The organism is Myxococcales bacterium (assembly GCA_022563535.1).
GTDB lineage: Bacteria > Myxococcota_A > UBA9160 > UBA9160 > UBA4427 > DUBZ01.
This window is the reverse complement of sequence record JADFNE010000074.1, coordinates 1-17,509: the sequence shown is the minus strand read 5'-3', so window position 1 is coordinate 17,509 and position 17,509 is coordinate 1. Positions and strand designations below refer to the sequence as shown.

The window sequence follows — 17,509 nt, the reverse complement described above, 5'->3', positions numbered from 1 at the left end:
TCGATTGATTTCCTGACGGATTCGAGGGACCAGACCACTGGCTTGGGCGGTCGAGGGATCTCTTGACGAGGATGATCGTCCGATCGGTGGATAGTTCGGATTGCCGCCATTTCCTTCCAGACGAGGTCTATTCCGCGGGCTCGATCAACGGCTGTGAGGGGCGGCGGGCCGGTTGCGCGCGACGAGCTACAGGTGGGTCTGCTAGGAGTGGGTCAACGATCGACTCGGGGTAGCGGATGGAGCGATAGATCGTTGCCCGCTTGCCCTGCTCAATGACTGGATGGAAGTACTCCCACCTTGTCTCCATCGGCTGTCACCTCCAGGGAGCGTCCGTTCTCCCCGTCGCAGATCAGCGTGTTGCCGTTCGGGAGCATCGTTGGATGATGCGGCCAATCGAGCACCCCCTCGCCCCACGCCCACAGTATTCGGCCGCTGTCGAGGTCAAGGGTCGCGATCTGATTGATGTTGCGCATGCAGATCAGCTCTATGAGTATCTGGAGCGAAAAGGACATCTCGATCAGTAGGTACGCTGCACATCGCGGAGCAGTTCGGCCTATTGTTTCGGGTTTCGATAGCCGAAAGTAACAATACAACCTGGTGGCCGACTTCGGCCACTTGCCCTCCAGCCTTGGTTTTGTTTCGATCATCCGATCGAGCGATAATTCATCAAGTTGGAGACGAAACGATCTTATTGATGACTGTGCGTTCGATCCGACTGTGGCTGCTGGTGTTGACGCCTTTTCTCCTACTCGTGAGCAGCGCCCCGCGTGCTGCGGTCTTCAATGTCACCAAGTCCGCGGATGCCCCGGAATCGCTGCTGCCTGGTGCGATCATGCAGATCATCGATGCGATGGGTGATGGGTACGGGAACTCACTGGTTCAACCTTGGGGTATTGCAGTGGACGCAAGTGGCAATGTCTACGTCACGGGTGCAATCAGCCAGAACGCCTTCAAGATTGGGGGCCCCGCCATTCTGGTTCCCAGCCTCGGCCCCGTCGGAATCGCGTTCCTGCTCACGCTTCTCGGCGCCACGGCCTATTGGCGACTGCGCGATTCTGCTTCGGTGTCGTATCATTGAGCCTTGCCGCATGAAGTTTCAGCAACTGCTCATGTTTGCACTCGCAATCGCACTGGCGCTTCCCCGACCCAGCCTGGCAGAGATTTTCAAGTGGATCGATAGCCGCGGAAACATCCACTACACGCAGAATCTCGACGAAGTCCCAGTCGCACAACGGGCCGCGGCGCGTTCTGGAGCGAAAGCTCGTCCCAAAATCATTGGGATGGATCCGGGACGCGTGATGAAAACACGCGACGCACAAAATGTAGAAGAGGTAGCGCCCGCGAAGATCAGGTATTCGCCTCGAGTAGCCGGGAGCGATAGCGACACCGTAAATGGTTGGGACGAGGATCGTTGGCGCCTCATGCATGGAGCGCTTCAGCAAAAAATTGCTCAACTCGAGCAACAAATCCAGGTATTGGAAGAGCAGGGGGCCGACAACAAGCCTCCTGCCCGTCGAAGACAGAACGTCACGCGCCGTCGCTTCGAGCGATACCACGAACGACACCAGAGGTACCGGAATGCGACGCGAGATGTTGTGACTGCACGTCGCGATCTGGAGGCGTTTCGAGACAAAGCCCATCGGGCTGGCGTTCCGCCGGGCTGGCTCCGCTAGAAAGGCGGACGATTCACACTGCCTTCCCCAACCGAGCTGCCTGCCCACCTGAGTGTCTGTCGATGACGTGGGCCGCGCTTTTGAAGAGGCAACCACCGGCACAACAGATGCAACTGCGCCCTCGTGCTGTCGGGCGGCGGCGTCAAACGAGCATATTTTGTGTTCAACTCCCTTCATCTGGATGTTTCCCCCGATTCACCCTCGTCCCCAGCGGTCGATGAAGAGAATGCACGCTGAGGCGACGGAGGCGTCCATGAGACACGCGAAAGGGCGCAGGTCAATGCTGACCCGCTCAATTCTCATTCTGTGCTGCACTTTTTTATCGGGGCCAGCGGGGGCAGGCATTCTCGATGATTTGATTCACGCAGAGGGCGCCCCTGAAATACTGGACAGGGTCCACATCAGTGGGTACGCCAATGCCCACTACATGAATCACCTGGGCGTAGCCCGGCTGGTGACCGACGACAAGAAGCTCGAAGACCTGAACGACGGTTTCGTTCAACTTCGCGAGTTTTCGTTCTTTATCGATATAGGCGTCTTCGACTACCTGACGGTGTCCAGCGAGATCGAATTCGCCGACGATTTTTCCGAGGTCGGTGCGAACTATCTCTATGGCGACCTCGCACTCAGCGAACTGCTTCCGTTCTGGGACGAGGACGAGTTGGGGCAGTTGACGCTTCGCGGGGGAAAGTTCCTCATTCCCTTCCTCTCCTACAACGAGAACAAGCCTAACTTCAAGCAGTATCTGATGAGCCAGCCATTTACGGCCTGGAATGTCGTGCCCGTCATTGGCACTCCGATCGCGACCAGTAGCTTTGGCTGGTCCGACACGGGGTTCTTGTTCAACTTCGCGCGCTCGATATCGAGCTTCGGGATCATCGACTTCAAGGTTGCGATGATCAACGGCATCGAATCCAATGCGGCTGTCCTCGATTCGAACGCAATTGTGATCGACGCCGGCATGATGACCCCCACGGTACGACCTCGCGACGGACTGATGCAGAACAAAGGGCCAAGCTGGAAGGCGAACCGCAACGGCGAACTGGCCGCGGTAGGCAAAGTTTCTTTCATGACGAACTGCTTCCCCCTCGATGTGGGCTTCTTCTTCTACAGCGGGAAGTGGGATCCCGACGGGAAGCGTGGACTGTTCATGTATGGCTTCCACGCCAACTGGATCAGCCGCAACTGGACCTTGAGGGGAGAATGGGTTCAGGCGCAGGTCGAGCAGGTGGCGGGCACGAACCTCTACGGGATGCCCGCGAGCATCAACATGTCTACCGGCGACTACAATATGGAGGCCTGGTATCTGGAAGGGTCGATAATCCCATGTCGCTTCGGACCCGGAGACAAGTTGTACGTTCGCTTGATTGGGCGCTACGACGAAGTGAATACGAACAACAAAGCGCTCTTCACCCCATTTCACCGTCGACGCTGGACTCTCGGATCGGAATTTGAATTCTTCTCCAATGCGCGGCTTCGCTTTGAATGGCAGCACCACCGGATCGTGAACTTCAAAGAAGCTCCGGGGCCCTATTTGGCCGCGGGTGGTAAACGTGCCGTCCAAATGCTCATGGGCTCAGTCATCTACTCATTTTAGGAAAGGGGGAAGCATCATGTCCAAGACAAACTTCAACGCTCTCCCCGACCGGCTGCGGTTCACACTGCTCGCCATCCTGATGTTGATCGTAACGGCCGCCAGCCCATGCTTGGCGGTCACGGATGCCTATGTGGTGTTCAGTAGTGAATCCCGAGAACTGAAGAGTACGATTTCGGCGCTGCTCAAGAAGTCGCTGAAAGTAAAGACGTACAACGTCGACATGCTGGCGCTATCCGACTACTCGGGCAAGCAAAAGGTGATTGCAAAATTCTCGCGCGCCACGGTAGTGGTGATCCTGGGAGACAAGCCGCTCGATGAATTGAAAGGAGCCAAATTCAGTTCCCACCTGATCGTCACCAGTGCCTCCGGCGATGATCTGGCTTCCGACAAGCTCAAGGTCTACCTGGTGGCGAAGGGCACGGATATTTCTTCGATTGGATCCGGGGGTAGCGTGGTCAATGTCGCGTCGACTTCAGATCTCGGCGTTGAGCCCAAGGCGGGGAGTGTCTTCATGATTGCCCCAGCGCTGCCCACGGAGCAGGCGATTGATTCATTGACCAAGCTCTTGTTGGGCCGATAGCCAGGGGATGTAGCTCGGGGATTTGCGAATCGAGCTTCAGTGAGGCTGTTCGGGCGGCGACAAAGGCAAGGTGAGAGAGAACGTGGCGCCTACGCCATCTGGATTGTTGAATCCGGTGAGCCCCCCCCATTTCCATGGCATGGTTTGCCGAGCTATGAAGTCCGAAACCGTGGCCGTCTCGTTTCGTCGTGAAACCGTGTTCGAAGAGCCGTGAAACGTTTTTCGGAGCCACACCCGGACCGTTGTCCTGGATCTCGACGCAGAGTGTGTGATCCTTCCCCTGCAGGATCCGCATGATCAAGTGGGGGGGACGATCCACCTCGTCCATGGCCTGCCGGGCGTTGGATACGCAGTTTACGAGGATTTGAATTACCCTGTTTTTGTCGACGACAAGCTCAGTGGCGGGAATATAATCCCGCTCTAGCTCAGTCTCCTTCCATGCCCGCGTGGCCGAACAAATATTGACCGCGTGATCCAATAATTCCGACATCGCATGGCGGTTGACTGTTCCGCCCCCGCGAGCGTAGGTCTGTTGGGTAGCGACCGCCGCTTGAATATGCTCGATGGACTCTCCCATGCGAACCAGGTCATCCAGCGATCTGTCGCGAGCGACGTCGATTTCGTCAACGACACTGTTCAAGTAGCTGGGGAAGAGCTGACCCTTGCGGCTTGCAAAGAATGAAGGGAGATCATCGGCATGCTCCTCCAATAGCTGGGTGCAGCGTTTCAGGCTCGCCACCTTCAGGTTCGTGAGTCCCTCCAAAAGCACGTGGGCGGTCGTCGTTACGCTGTTGAGGGAGTTTCCGATATTGTGCAATACGCCGGTGGAGATCTCGGCCATGCCAGCTGCTCGCGACGTTTCTACGTGTTGTGCCGCCAGATCCCGATTTCCACCGCTTGCTCGCGATTTCCAGCAAAGAGCTGCTCGAGAACTTGCGTGTCCAAGGAGCGGAGGACTTCGGCATCGAGATCTCTGATTTGATGAATCTGGTGGATGATCTCGGGTGAGTGAGTGAGTTCCTCGATCTCTTCGAGGATCTCGATGTTCTTGTCGTAGGCGTCGATCTTTCGCGGTGCCATGTCGAGAGCTTCTTCATCCAACAGCATCATCAGTGTGACTTCTTGCTCGATCAGCATCTGGGACTTGACACGTTGGCTGAGTTCGACAACTCGCCGGGCACGCAAGAAGTCACGCGGGTTGTACTCGAGGCCGGTACGAATAGTGAGACCCACCATTGCGAGGGGCACGATCAGGGCAACAGTCATCAACCCGAGTCGCGCAGCGATCGAGATGCCCGCCCGAGATTTCATTTGCGAGCCCCCTCATGACTCTACGGCCTGATTGCGCGACCCACGTTCGGCTATGTACGTGGCGCTTCTAAGCTGACTGATCGACCGGTCGGGGGGGGGTGCGAAAGAGGCCGAGTCCTACAAATGAGGCGGTGTCGCGGCTAGGCCCGATGCATCGCGCGAGCGTATTCCGGACACAGAAACAAGGCCACGCAGGAGCGTCGTCGGGAGAGTTCTTCCACCGCCGTGGTAGCGGGCTGCAACCGGGATTCTCGCAGGAGATCGAGTTCGGTCCGCCTATTCCTCTTCCTCCGCGGTGCCGTACGGGTGGCTGTGAGTTCAATGAGAGAGGTGTAATGACGTCTTGAACCCACACGTGCCCCTCGGGTAGTATGCCTACGATGGACGAGAGAATCCCTCGCGTTCGGTCCCGAAGACGCGCGATTGCTCGACCCCTGACCTCGATCTCCTAGCGACCGGGAACTTCATGAAAATAAAATCACTGGTTTCGATCTTCCGCAGGATCTGGATATTCCAACTCGGTTTCATCCGGCGGCGCTTCCTCGGCGACGACAAGAAGAGACTCTTCATCGATTGTGGATCCAACCTCGGCCAGGGCTTCAGCTACTTCAAGAAGTACTTCCCGCTCAGCAAATACGACTTCATACTGATGGAACCGAACCCTCACTGCGTTCGAAAGCTCAAAGAGGAGTTCGGGGATTTGCCAAATGTCGAGATTCTCGAGAAGGCGGTTTGGACGGAAGACGGAACCATGAAGCTATTTGGCCTCGTCGAGGATCATCGTGGAAAAGTCACGACCGGGGCTTCCATCTTGAGCGAGCACAACTCCGCCTACTACGAGGCAAACGAAGAGCAGGCGACCGAGGTGGCCACGATCGATTTCTCGAGTTTTCTTCGCTCAAAATTCGACTACGACGAAATCGTCATCAAGATGGATATCGAGGCCAGCGAATATGACGTGCTCGAGAAGATGATCGACGGCGGCGACCTCGACAAAGTCGAATTCATGTTCGTAGAGTTTCACTCCCAATACATGGTGGGTGAAGAGCACGAACGCTTTTCCGCAAGGGAACGAGCGATCGTCAGCCATATGGACGCCCTCCACAAGCTCTACATCTGGCACTAAGTTCTTACGTCATCCGGGGAGCCGCACGGGCATGGCCCCCTCCATCGCAGCTCAAATCGTGCAGTTCCCGAGGACATGCAGCATCCGATCTTTCGCATCCTAAAGAACACCGGCTCACTGACCCTGGCCAACGTCTTCGGGCGACTTCTCAACTTCGTGGTCGTCGCAATTCTGATTCGGAGCGTGGGCACTGAAGGATTCGGAGGTTACGCGACTGCAGTCGCGGTCTCGGGGTACTTCCTCATCCTCGCGGATATCGGGCTTGCCGGTCGATTGGTTCGGCAAGCCGCTGCTTTTCCTGACTCAGAAAGCGATGAATACAGCCATTCCATGGGAATCAAGCTGGTCACCACGGCCCTTTGCGTGGTGGTGCTCGTCATTCTAGCCTTCGTGCTTCCCTACGAGCGGTGGGTGAAGGAACTCTTCATTCTGCTCACGGTCTCGAATCTGATTCGTTCTTACAGTCAACTCAATCACGCTATCTTTCGCGCACGCGAGCGAATGGAACTGGAAGCGCTGAGCACCTGCGTTCAGGCGGTGATCTATAGCAGCGCAGTCGCACTTCTTCTGCTGGGCTTTCCAATTATCATCGTGGGATGGGCTTCCGTCGCTTCGGTCTCGGCCCAGCTCATCCTCAACTCTGTGATCGTGCGGCGCTTCATCCCCATCCGCGTCACCCTTCCGCCCCACTGGGCTACGCTGCGCAATACCGCTCCTTACACCGCAGCCGCAATGGCTGAGAGCGCCTTCTTGCAGAGCGACATCGTCGTCTTGTCGTTCATCGCAAGTCAGAGTCTGGTCGGCGAATTTGCCTCCATTACTCGCCTCCTCTTACTCGCAGCAGTCTTTCCTCTGTTCCTCAATCTCTCCATCATGCCCATCTGGTCCCGAGTCTTCGGCCGTGACAATCCAGTTCTCTTCCGCAAGATCACGACGACCTCACTGCAAATGCTGACCATCGCTGCGGGAGCGAGTGTCGTCGGACTGGCAGCCCTGTCGAAGTGGGTCCTCCACCTCGTTTACGGAGAAGGTTTCGAGGAATTGTCGCAGCTTCTCGTCGTGGGCGCGGTCTACTTGCTTTTTCACTTCATGAATTTCGGGATCAGCGTGCCGATCGTCTCCTCGGGGCGACAGGCAATCCGCGCCCAGTCGATGACGATCGGTGTCTTTGTGAAAATCGGTCTGATCCTCGCGATCACGCCATCCTTCGGTGCGATTGGCGCGATGATCGCGCTCGTGCTCGCAGAGGCGACCGTGATGTTGCTGCAGGCCTATCGAATTCGGGAAGTCATTGAAATGGGTCTGCTCGCAAAGACCTGGGCCTGGGTGGTAGTAGGCATCGTCACCTCACTACTTCTCTACTTCGAGCTCCTCTCCCGGGGCAGCGAATGGCTGGCCGTCACCCTTCCGATCCTCCTCTATGCCGCGTTGATATTCGTGTCCAAAGACGTGCCGAAGTTGATCGCGGTGATCAAGGAATTCCGTTGATGCGAAGTCCCATTGCCGCCGCAAGGCGCACGATTCTGATTGCTGACAGACCGAAACGCTTGTAACCTGCTCGCCATGGCGAACGATGCGAAATTGAAAATTGCATATGTTTTGCCACAGCTGAATCGAGCCGGCACGCAGAAGCAGGTCGTACAACTCGCGTCCGCCATGGCCGATCAGGGTTGTTCCGTCATGGTCGTCCTACTTGAAGAGGGCCGGGCGATGGCGGCAGAAATTTCTGAAAAAGTCGAAATCGTTTCTTGCGGGTTCAAAGCCTCGCCTCGTTCTCCAGCAACGGTCGTGGCGCTCTTTAGACTGTTCCGACACTTGAAGAAGTTCCGCCCGGACATCATCCATTCCTACCTGATCTGGCCCAACATCTGGAGCGGCCTCGTTGCTTCGTCTATTCCAAGTGCGGTTTTCATCACCAGCAGGAGAAATTTGGCCTGGTATAAAGAAGAAAACGCATGGCTACGGAGACTCGAAGATCTCACGAATATCCGCGCGAGTGTCGTCATTGCAAACGCAAAAGCCGTGCTGGCCGATACGGAGCACTGGGAACCAAGAGCCAGGGGGAAAATCCGGCTCATCTACAACGGGTTTCAGGCTAGCCGCACGGACCCGCAGAGGCCGACCTCGAATGACGACGAGACGCGAGCCAAGCACGGCGCGACGGCTGATGATGTGGTGTTGGTCTGCGTCGCAAACCTTCATGCCTACAAGGGACACGCTGATCTCATTGATGCGGTGAGCCTTTTGAAAGAGAGGGGCCGGAAGGTCGTCTTGTGGATTCTTGGGGAAGACCGGGGTTTCGAACAAGCGCTTCTAGACCAGGTGAGGCGGCTGGGCCTGGAAAAGCAGGTCATGCTGCTGGGCCGGCGCGATGACGTCGAGACATTTCTGTCGACAGCAGACATCGGGTTGCTGTGCTCCACTCACGCTGAAGGATTATCGAATTCACTGCTCGAATACATGAATGCGGGATTGCCCGCCGTGGTGACCAATATGGGTGGGAACGCCGAGTGCGTTGCCGACGGCGAGAGCGGTTTCGTGATTCCAATCGAGCGGCCCGACCTGGTGGCCGATTGCATCGATCGAATGATCGAATCACCGTCGCTGAGAGAGACGTTCGGGGCAGAGGCCGTGGCACGGGTACGCCGATTGTTCCAATCGGAAAAAATGGTCGACGAGCATGTTCAGCTCTACTCCGAATTGATGAGTCAGTAACCGCTTCCATGCAGCCTTGGCGCAGCCTCCCCCGGTCCACTGCGAAGCGGGCGGCTATGGCCGCAGTGCGCAATACTCCTTAGTCTTCGGCGGCGCCCCCCAGTGCCGATATGGCCAACCTGATCTTGCGGAACGAGGGCGAGGAAGACCGAAGCAGTGTGCGGAATCGCAGGACAAGTCGAGTGGTCGGGTGTCCCTACTGACGCCGACGTTGCAGACATCGCCCGCCGTATCCGACATCGGGGCCCCGATGATTCAGGTCTCTGGCGCTCGCCACAAGGCCACTGCGTGCTTGGCCATGCACGTCTGAGCATTATCGACCTCAGCTCCGCGGGCCATCAACCCATGCTGGATTCGGAAACGGGCAATTCCATCGTGTACAACGGTGAGATTTACAACTTTCAGGAGCAACGAGACGAACTCGTCGCCAGCGGATACCAGTTCCACTCGAACACCGACACTGAAGTCCTGCTGGCCCTCTACCGACGCTACGGTGTCGATTGTCTGGAACGGCTGCGAGGAATGTTTGCCTTTGCAATCTGGGACGAGAGCAAGCGACGGCTGTTCATGGCGCGAGACCGGGTAGGGAAGAAGCCCTTCGCTTATGCGCTCACGCCCCGGGGCATCGTGTTCTCTTCCGAGATTGACCCACTGGTCCGACATCCACTCGTGGACAGCACGATCGATGTAGAAGGTCTGGAACTCTACACCCATCTGCAGTGCATCCCCGATCCCTGGACGATCTACCGATCCATTCGGAAGCTGCCGCCCGCCCACTACGCGCTCTTCGACGATAAAGGTTTTCGGATCGAAGAGTATTGGAACATCGATTACACCCAGAAGCTGGAGATTTCGGAAGAAGACGCACTCGACACATTCGACGAGAAGTTGCGCGAGGCCACCAAGCTCCGCACGATTTCGGACGTTCCTCTTGGAGTGCTGCTGAGCGGCGGTGTGGACTCGAGCCTCATTGTCGCGCTGATGGCGCAAATGCAAGACACACCCGTCGACACCTTCAGTATCGGATTCAGCGAAAAGGAGTTCAATGAACTCCCCTACGCGCAACAGGTCGCGGATCGTTACGCAACCAACCATCACCCCAAAGTGCTCACTCCAGACGTCGAGTCACTGATCGACACCATCGCGCTGCGTCACGGCGAGCCTTTTGCGGACGTGTCGGCGGTTCCCTCCTTCTACGTATGCAAAGCCGCTCGCCAACATGTCACCGTTGCGCTCGTAGGAGATGGAGGCGATGAGTTGCTTGGGGGCTATGCAAAGTATCAGCTCTCTCCCTTGGGCCTGCACCTCAGCCGAGCACTCGCCCCGCGAACATCACCTGAGAACTTGGCGCGACTCATCCCCAGCCTGATTGACGACAATTCGCTTCCCACGAAAATTCGCCGCCGGATCATCCGCCGCTACCTCTTTCCTGAAATCGAATCTCATTACAAGACACCCTATTTCACCGATCTCGTTCGAGCCAGATTGCTGAGCCAGACCAGGAGTGGAGAGCCCGGACCGAGCCCCCTGCTCGAAAACTACCGCACGCTTTCGCTGCAGAAAGCGCGGGTTTATGCCGACGAGCCGATTGAGCGAATGCTCTGGATGGACCACCACGGCTACTTGGCGTCAGATCTTCTGCCAAAAATGGATATCGCCTCCATGCATTGCTCGCTGGAAACCCGAGCGCCGTTTCTCGATCATAAGGTGATCGAATTCTGCGCTTCGTTGCCTGTCCATTTCAAGGTGCGTGACCGCACTGGGAAATATCTGTTGAAGAAACTCGGCGAACGATACCTGCCACGAGAGATTCTCTACCGTCGCAAGATGGGCTTCGGGATTCCCCTGGCGGATTGGCTGCGCGGCCCCCTCCGAACGATGGCTCGCGATCTCCTGAACAACTCGGAACTCATGGCGCCTCTGGATTCTGGCGTCGTTCAAGAAGAACTCGCCGCGTTCTACGATCGCGGAGAAGATCATGCGGCACGAATCTGGACTCTTCTGATGTACGCCAAATGGAAGGAGGTTTCCCGTGCTTGAACCGTGCAGAAGATTGAGCTGGAGACCGATCGAATAATATGTGCGGAATCCTGGCTCACTATTTGTTCGATAGATCTGGCAGCCTCGACGAGTCTTTGCTGCGCGAGATGGCGGACACCATGACCCATCGGGGACCCGACGATGCGGGCTACTGGGTGGATGGGCAGATCGGCCTGGCGCATCGTCGCCTCTCTATCATCGATCTCTCACCGGATGGCAGACAACCGATGGTGAACGAAGACGGCAGCGTGCGTCTGACGTTCAACGGGGAGATCTACAACTTTCCCTCGCTGCGCAAGGAATTGCTCGGGCGCGGTTATCGCTTTCGATCTCGCTCGGACACAGAGGTCATTCTCCACGGTTACCAGGAATGGGGGGTAGAGGGCTGCCTCAAACGCCTGCGAGGCATGTTTGCCTTCGTGATCTGGGATTCCAAGCGGCAGCTGCTCTTCGCCGCCCGCGACCGCCTCGGCATCAAGCCTCTCTACTATCGACTAGACAATTCCTCGCTCATCATGGCGTCGGAAATCAAAGCGATTCTGCGGCATCCCGAAGTAGCGGCCGGAGTGGACACGGTGGGATTGTTGCAACACTTCGCCCATCGCTTCACGCTGCCACCCCGAACTGCGTTCGAAGGCATTTCGAAACTTTCTGCCGGTCACTACCTCCTGTGCCAGGATGGCAAGACGCAGATTCATGAGTACTGGCGCCCGCCCGGTCCTGAAGCAGAAATACCCGCACCCCGGTCTTTCGATAGTTGGGTAGAAGAACTCCGCGAGAAATTGCTCGAGACCGTGGAAGGACATCTGATCAGCGATGTTCCAGTCGGCGCCTTTCTCAGTGGCGGCCTCGACTCGGGCTCGCTGGTCGCGATGGCTGCCAGCTTCTCTGACCATCCGATCAGAACCTATACGGCAGGGTTCGGCACGGGCTGGCACGACGAATCGAAAGAGGCGCGCGAGGTGTCCACGTTTCACCAGACCGACCACCACGAGGCCCTGATTAAACCAACCTCGGCCGAGCTACTCGAAAAGATCGTCTGGCACCTCGAGGAACCGCTCATCAATACCTCGGTCATTCCTCTATACACCGTATCCGAATTGGCCAAGCGGGAGGTCACGGTCGTACTCGCCGGCGAAGGCTCCGACGAGGTCAATGGCGGCTACCAGCGCTACTCGAAAATCGGCGATCTGATGCGCATGCGACGCTTGCGGCGATCGCTACCGGGCCTGGATTCGGCATTGAATTTTGTATCCGGGATGCTGCCCAGCTCTCCCTTCATTACACGGGTCCAGCGCATGAATCGCATCACCCATGCTCGCTGTGGTGAGTACGTGGCATTGACGACGAGTGCTTTGGGCATCGAGGGCGGTGGTCAACGTTCACTCTTCAACCCCGACATCAACGCGAACTTCAACGACATGGCCCTCGAAGCTGAGAGTACACTTCTCGACGGCTACCACGATCTTCCCGAAGAGCGACAGAAGTTCTTCATCTACGACATGCGGGGATGGCTTGCCAACGAACTTTTGATTCGCGCCGATAAGATTTCGATGGCACATTCGCTCGAGGCACGGGTTCCCTATCTCGACCATGAACTGGTGGAATTCTGCCTGTCGATGCCCTCGGAGATGAAGTTCCGAAACGGTGCCACCAAGGCGCTGCTGCGCAAGGCGATGCAACCCTCCCTTCCCGAGCAGACCTCCCGGCGCAAGCAGCATGGCTTCGTGGTGCCCATTGGCGAGTGGATCCGCGGCGATTGGCGCGAACTCGTGATGGACCTCTCTCGTGACCCACGCACTCGCTCACGGAGCATCTTCGACGCCGGACGGATCGACGAGATCATCGACGAACACATGAACGGCCGGGCCGACTGGACATCATCCATCTTTGGTTTCCTGATCACTGAAATCTGGCACCGGACCTACCTGGACGGCTGAGTTTTCGTTCCACCGCAGACACGTAAGCGAACGAGTTGCCTCGACCCTATGAGCCCGAGGCGGCTATCTGGGCTATCCACTATTTCATGAAAATCTTGTTCGTGACTGACAACTTCCCCCCAGAAGTCAATGCGCCTGCGAGCCGCACCCATGAGCATTGCAAGAGATGGGTGGCGAAAGGGGCAAGTGTCACCGTCATTACCTGTGCTCCCAATTTTCCGAAGGGCAAGGTCTATGATGGCTACGAAAATCGTTTGTACCAGACCGAAGTCATCGATGATATTCGAGTGATCAGGGTTTGGAGCTACGTCTCGGCAAATGAGGGTTTTGTAAAAAGGATCATTGATTACACGAGTTTCGCGCTGATGGCATTTTTCGTGGGTCTCTTCAAGCCCTGCGATGTCATCATTGTCACCTCGCCGCAGTTTTTCACCACTTTTACGGGGTGGGCACTATCAAAAGTAAAACGACGCCCATGGATATTTGAACTGCGCGACCTGTGGCCAGATACGATTACCACTGTGGGTGCGATCAAGCAGAGCAAGGTGATTCAGCTCCTCGAGAGAGTGGAGCTTTTCATGTATCGCAGTGCCGACATGATCATTCCGGTTACAGATGCGTTCAAGGCGAAACTAATCGAACGCCATGTCGATGGAGACAAGATCCATGTCATCACGAATGGTGTCGATACTTCTCAGTTTCCGGTCGTACCCAAAAATGAGAAATTGGTTCAGCAATATCAATTACAGGGCAAAACCGTAATTGGATATATTGGCACCCATGGGATGTGCCAGAATCTAAAATTCATCGTCGAGTGCGCCCGAGATCTGCAGCTGCCAAATCTTCAATTCATATTTCTAGGGGATGGAGCTGAAAAGGAAGAAGTCATTGCATTTGCCCAGCAATCCAAGGTAGAGAATATTCTATTCCTCGACTCGGTCCCCAAAAGTCAAGTGGTGGATTTCATCTCGATACTCGATATTGCTCTAGTGCCTCTGCAAAAATCGGACGTCTTTAAAACGGTAATCCCTTCAAAAATATTTGAGTTGGCTGCAATGCAGAAACCTATTCTTCTCGGGGTCGACGGGATTTCGCGCGGAATCATCGAAAGACACAAAGCAGGAATTTATTTCGAACCTGAAAACAAGCAATCCTTTCACCAGGCGGTGATGACGATCCTGGGCGACAAGGACTTGTATCGCAGAATGCAGCTAGGGTGTCAGTCCTTGGCTGAGCACTATGATCGGGAAACACTGGCAGACCAGATGCTCGAGCACGTGCAAGCACTGGTGAGGAAGTGAGAGATTAGGTCGCAATGAAAATATTGATCATCACCCAAGACGATCCTTTCTACTTGGGCAAAAACATTTCTTATCTACTGAGCAATACCCCGGCCCACAGCAAGGTCGTCGGGTGTGTTGTTTCAGATGTTTCGCCCTTCGGAAAAAAAGAGACGCTAATTCAAAAGGCAGTCAAGACATTCAAAATATTTGGCCCGGTATTTTTCTCGAGATATGCCCTGAACTTCCTCTTGGCCAAGGTCAATACCCGATATTCCGTAACGAATGTTTTGAAGAGGCATGGAATTCCGATCATAGAAATACAGGGCAGCCTCAATGAGGAAAGGTCTCTTGATCTGCTGAGGAGCTACGAACCCGATCTACTCATTTCGATCGCAGGCAATGAAATCTTCAAACGGCCCTTGATTGACCTGGCGCCAAAAGGCTGCCTCAATCTCCATACTGCTCTGTTGCCCAAATATCGTGGATTGATGCCGAGCTTTTGGGTTTTGAAGAATCGAGAGGAGGAATCGGGCGTTTCGATTTTTTTCGTCGATGAAGGAATTGATACTGGACCCATCCTTGTTCAAAATCGTTATCCGCTGGCGGGCCTGTCCCTCGATCAACTCATCAAAGCATCCAAGCAAGCCGGCATGGATGCGATCATTGAAGCGATTGAAAAAATCCACAACGGTGAGACCGCTCTCATTCCGAACAACGATGACGAGAAGACGTACTTTGGCTTTCCGACACGCGAAGACGTCATGGAGTTCAGGGCGGCGGGAGCAAGGTTCTTCTGATGAACATCTTGACCTTCGACGTTGAAGAGTGGTTTCACTTGCTCGACAACGAATCGACGAAGTCAGAGAAAGAGTGGAGCGGGTTCGAGTCTCGATTGGATGCCAACATGGATCGAATCTTCGAGATCCTCGCGGAACACCAACAGCCAGCCACCTTTTTTTGTCTCGGTTGGGTCGCCCGGGAGTTTCCGCACATCATCAAAAAAATCGTCGATGGTGGTTACGAAATTGGCTCTCATTCGAATAGCCATCAGCTCGCGTTCGAACAAACACCGAGTGAGTTCAAAGCAGACCTGGACCAGTCGATCAAGCGTCTCGAGGACGTGTCTGGCCAAAAGATCAGGGCCTATCGGTCTCCGGGCTTTTCTGTGATGGAAAAGAACAAGTGGATTTTCGAAGAACTCATTGCAGCCGGGATCGAAATTGACTCTTCTGTATTTCCTGCGAGTCGCGCGCATGGCGGCTTTCCCTCGTTTGGGGAAGAGACGCCGACGATCATCCATACGGCCTCCGGCACGCTGAAAGAGTTTCCCATCAACACCACTTCGGTATTGGGTCGAAAAATCATTTTTTCAGGTGGAGGCTACTTCAGGTTGTTTCCCTGGGTGCTGATCGACTATTTCATGAACAAAAGTGAATACGTAATGACGTATTTCCATCCTAGAGATTTTGATGCTGACCAGCCGATGGTTCCCGGACTTTCGAAGGTAAGGAAATTAAAATCTTATTATGGTCTGGATGGAGCGGAAACAAAAATACGACGGCTCATAAAGGAGCATGAGCTAATTAGCCTGGGGCAAGCTGTCGAGGCATGTGACTGGTCTGATGTGCCAGGTGTCCACCTGTAAATTCATGAACGTAAATCAAGAAGCAAAGGAACTCCCGATGGACTTCGCAGACAAGCGAGTATTGGTTACGGGCGCATCGCGTGGCATTGGCTTCGCGACTGCAAAGGAATTTTTGGCACGGGGTGCTCGTGTCGCGGTCAATGGTCGGACCGAGCAGTCGGTTGCCACTGCGATCGCCAAATTGGGTGGGGGTGACCGCCTGATCTCCGCACCCGGCGGCGTTGGAACGGTAGACGGTTGCGAGTCGGTCGTGGGTACTGCCATCGAAGGCCTCGGTGGCCTCGACGTACTCGTCAACAACGCGGGGGTCTGCATTGACTCGACGATCGAAGAAGCGGACGAAGCGACCTGGGACGAAACCCTCAATGTCAATTTGAAGGGCACCTTCTTTTGCGTTCGGGCGGCGCTCCCGGCGCTTCGCAAGAATGGGGGCTCCATCGTCAATATGGCATCGGTGTCGGGGCTGATGGGCTCTGCAGAAGGCGCCTTGTATTGCGCGTCGAAGGGTGGAGTCGTGAACCTCACACGGGCCCTGGCGATGGAGTTGGCCCCCGATATTCGAGTCAACTGTGTCTGCCCGGGTTGGGTGGACACCGACATGATGCGTCGCGATTACGTCGACCTCGCCCCGGACCCCGCGGCAGCCGAACGCGAAGCCATGGAAGAAGCGCCACTCAAGCGAGTGGCGACCCCCGAAGAAATCGCCACAGCGGTTGCCTACCTCGCATCCTACGACGCGAGGTTCATTACTGGCGTGGCGCTGCCCCTGGATGGAGGCGTCTCGGCGGGCAATTGAAGCGAGTCTTCCGGCCATCACCCATGAAGAATCTATTCATCTGTGTTGGATCCCTGTTGATCGCTTGCCTGGTGATGCTGGCTTGTGGAGGTCCGGAAGCGGAGATCCGGGCGAACCTTTCAGCGGCTGAACGTCAGACCTTTGATCGTGGCCAGCGGCTCTCGACCGCCTGTTGGAGTTGCCACGATCTATATGGCAAGCAGAACAAGGTCGGTCCATATCTCGCCGGCCTGTCCGGGCGCAGAGCCGGTTCGGCTGACTTTCCAGGCTACTCGAAGGCGATGAAGGAGTCGGGGCTTGTCTGGAACGAGCGTTCCCTGCGAGCCTATCTATTGAACCCGAGCGGCTTCATGCCGGGAACGAACATGGTCGCGAGTGGACCGCAAAATTCGGCCGATGTCGGCGCGCTTGTGTTCTACCTCGAGCATGTGACCCGCGCGGTAGCCACGAAATAGGCTCCCCTGGTCGCCTCTGGATCGAATACGAGTCGAGAGGCGTTGTTGATCGATGGGCTTGCGGAGTAGACTCGTTTGAAGCGGAGAGGGTCGAGTCGGGTCGTTAGAAGAAAGGGGATCACGTCGGTGAGCAGGTTTCGAACGAGTGCGATTTTGCTGTCCTGGTTGGTGCTGTGCGGCGCCGTCGTGCCATTGAATTCCGCCAGGGCGGAAACCGAATCTTCGGAAAAGTGGACGGGATACTACCTTCAGGCCGGGATCGTGGGCGGTCTACCCGACGCCCGCCAGGGCAATGTCGACTTCGGACCCGGTGTTGGCTTGTCGCTGACCGCCGGAGTTCGACACAAC

The 17,509-nt window shown here is 55.9% G+C and carries 18 protein-coding genes; 16 read left to right on the top strand and 2 right to left on the bottom strand.

What is annotated here, in order from left to right; genetic code table 11:
* Window positions 1-380 precede the first annotated feature (380 nt).
* From IH881_17295 to IH881_17275, 5 genes are all read left to right on the top strand, one after another.
* Window positions 381-524 (top strand): hypothetical protein, encoded by a 144-nt coding sequence (locus IH881_17295; GenBank protein ID MCH7869452.1) that lies wholly within the window; start codon window positions 381-383, stop codon window positions 522-524.
* Window positions 525-694: 170 nt separating this feature from the next.
* Window positions 695-1,078 carry an SBBP repeat-containing protein gene (locus tag IH881_17290; protein MCH7869451.1) on the top strand — a complete coding sequence of 128 codons (384 nt, stop codon included), beginning with the start codon at window positions 695-697 and terminating at the stop codon, window positions 1,076-1,078.
* A gap of 10 nt (window positions 1,079-1,088) precedes the next feature.
* Entirely contained in the window at window positions 1,089-1,673 is a 585-nt protein-coding gene (locus tag IH881_17285) for a DUF4124 domain-containing protein (protein ID MCH7869450.1), read from the top strand.
* A 253-nt stretch (window positions 1,674-1,926) separates the two neighbouring features.
* Window positions 1,927-3,270, top strand: coding sequence for a hypothetical protein (locus IH881_17280; GenBank protein ID MCH7869449.1), 1,344 nt, complete (start codon window positions 1,927-1,929; stop codon window positions 3,268-3,270).
* A 16-nt stretch (window positions 3,271-3,286) separates the two neighbouring features.
* On the top strand, window positions 3,287-3,850 hold the full coding sequence (locus IH881_17275; protein ID MCH7869448.1) for a hypothetical protein: 564 nt from the start codon (window positions 3,287-3,289) through the stop codon (window positions 3,848-3,850).
* Here the strand turns inward: IH881_17275 and IH881_17270 are convergent.
* Both IH881_17270 and IH881_17265 read right to left on the bottom strand, forming a co-directional pair.
* Complete coding sequence (locus IH881_17270) at window positions 3,780-4,691, bottom strand: hypothetical protein (protein ID MCH7869447.1); 912 nt, start codon at window positions 4,689-4,691, stop codon at window positions 3,780-3,782. The two genes, IH881_17275 and IH881_17270, sit on opposite strands and share 71 nt — an antisense overlap.
* 20 nt (window positions 4,692-4,711) lie before the next feature.
* Window positions 4,712-5,161, bottom strand: a complete 450-nt coding sequence (locus IH881_17265; protein MCH7869446.1) for a hypothetical protein — start codon at window positions 5,159-5,161, stop codon at window positions 4,712-4,714.
* A gap of 466 nt (window positions 5,162-5,627) precedes the next feature.
* Between IH881_17265 and IH881_17260 the strand changes: the two genes are divergently transcribed.
* The 11 genes from IH881_17260 to IH881_17210 form a co-directional block, all read left to right on the top strand.
* Window positions 5,628-6,287 carry an FkbM family methyltransferase gene (locus IH881_17260; protein MCH7869445.1) on the top strand — a complete coding sequence of 220 codons (660 nt, stop codon included), beginning with the start codon at window positions 5,628-5,630 and terminating at the stop codon, window positions 6,285-6,287.
* A gap of 75 nt (window positions 6,288-6,362) precedes the next feature.
* Window positions 6,363-7,775 carry an oligosaccharide flippase family protein gene (locus IH881_17255; GenBank protein ID MCH7869444.1) on the top strand — a complete coding sequence of 471 codons (1,413 nt, stop codon included), beginning with the start codon at window positions 6,363-6,365 and terminating at the stop codon, window positions 7,773-7,775.
* 93 nt (window positions 7,776-7,868) lie between these two features.
* Window positions 7,869-9,002 (top strand): glycosyltransferase, encoded by a 1,134-nt coding sequence (locus IH881_17250; GenBank protein MCH7869443.1) that lies wholly within the window; start codon window positions 7,869-7,871, stop codon window positions 9,000-9,002.
* A gap of 156 nt (window positions 9,003-9,158) precedes the next feature.
* Window positions 9,159-11,042: an asparagine synthase (glutamine-hydrolyzing) gene (gene asnB / locus IH881_17245; protein MCH7869442.1), complete on the top strand. Its 1,884-nt coding sequence runs from the start codon at window positions 9,159-9,161 to the stop codon at window positions 11,040-11,042.
* 62 nt (window positions 11,043-11,104) lie between these two features.
* Window positions 11,105-12,982: an asparagine synthase (glutamine-hydrolyzing) gene (gene asnB, locus IH881_17240; GenBank protein MCH7869441.1), complete on the top strand. Its 1,878-nt coding sequence runs from the start codon at window positions 11,105-11,107 to the stop codon at window positions 12,980-12,982.
* A gap of 86 nt (window positions 12,983-13,068) precedes the next feature.
* Entirely contained in the window at window positions 13,069-14,283 is a 1,215-nt protein-coding gene (locus IH881_17235) for a glycosyltransferase family 4 protein (protein MCH7869440.1), read from the top strand.
* A 14-nt stretch (window positions 14,284-14,297) separates the two neighbouring features.
* Entirely contained in the window at window positions 14,298-15,062 is a 765-nt protein-coding gene (locus tag IH881_17230) for a formyl transferase (protein MCH7869439.1), read from the top strand.
* On the top strand, window positions 15,062-15,910 hold the full coding sequence (locus tag IH881_17225; protein MCH7869438.1) for a polysaccharide deacetylase family protein: 849 nt from the start codon (window positions 15,062-15,064) through the stop codon (window positions 15,908-15,910). The genes IH881_17230 and IH881_17225 overlap by 1 nt, the downstream gene beginning before the upstream one ends.
* Window positions 15,911-15,947: 37 nt before the next feature.
* Window positions 15,948-16,706, top strand: coding sequence for an SDR family oxidoreductase (locus tag IH881_17220; protein ID MCH7869437.1), 759 nt, complete (start codon window positions 15,948-15,950; stop codon window positions 16,704-16,706).
* 23 nt (window positions 16,707-16,729) lie between these two features.
* A complete protein-coding gene (locus tag IH881_17215) occupies window positions 16,730-17,161 on the top strand; it encodes a c-type cytochrome (GenBank protein MCH7869436.1) in 432 nt (143 codons plus the stop codon).
* A 126-nt stretch (window positions 17,162-17,287) separates the two neighbouring features.
* On the top strand, window positions 17,288-17,509 hold a 222-nt coding region (locus tag IH881_17210; GenBank protein MCH7869435.1), incomplete at its 3' end, for a hypothetical protein.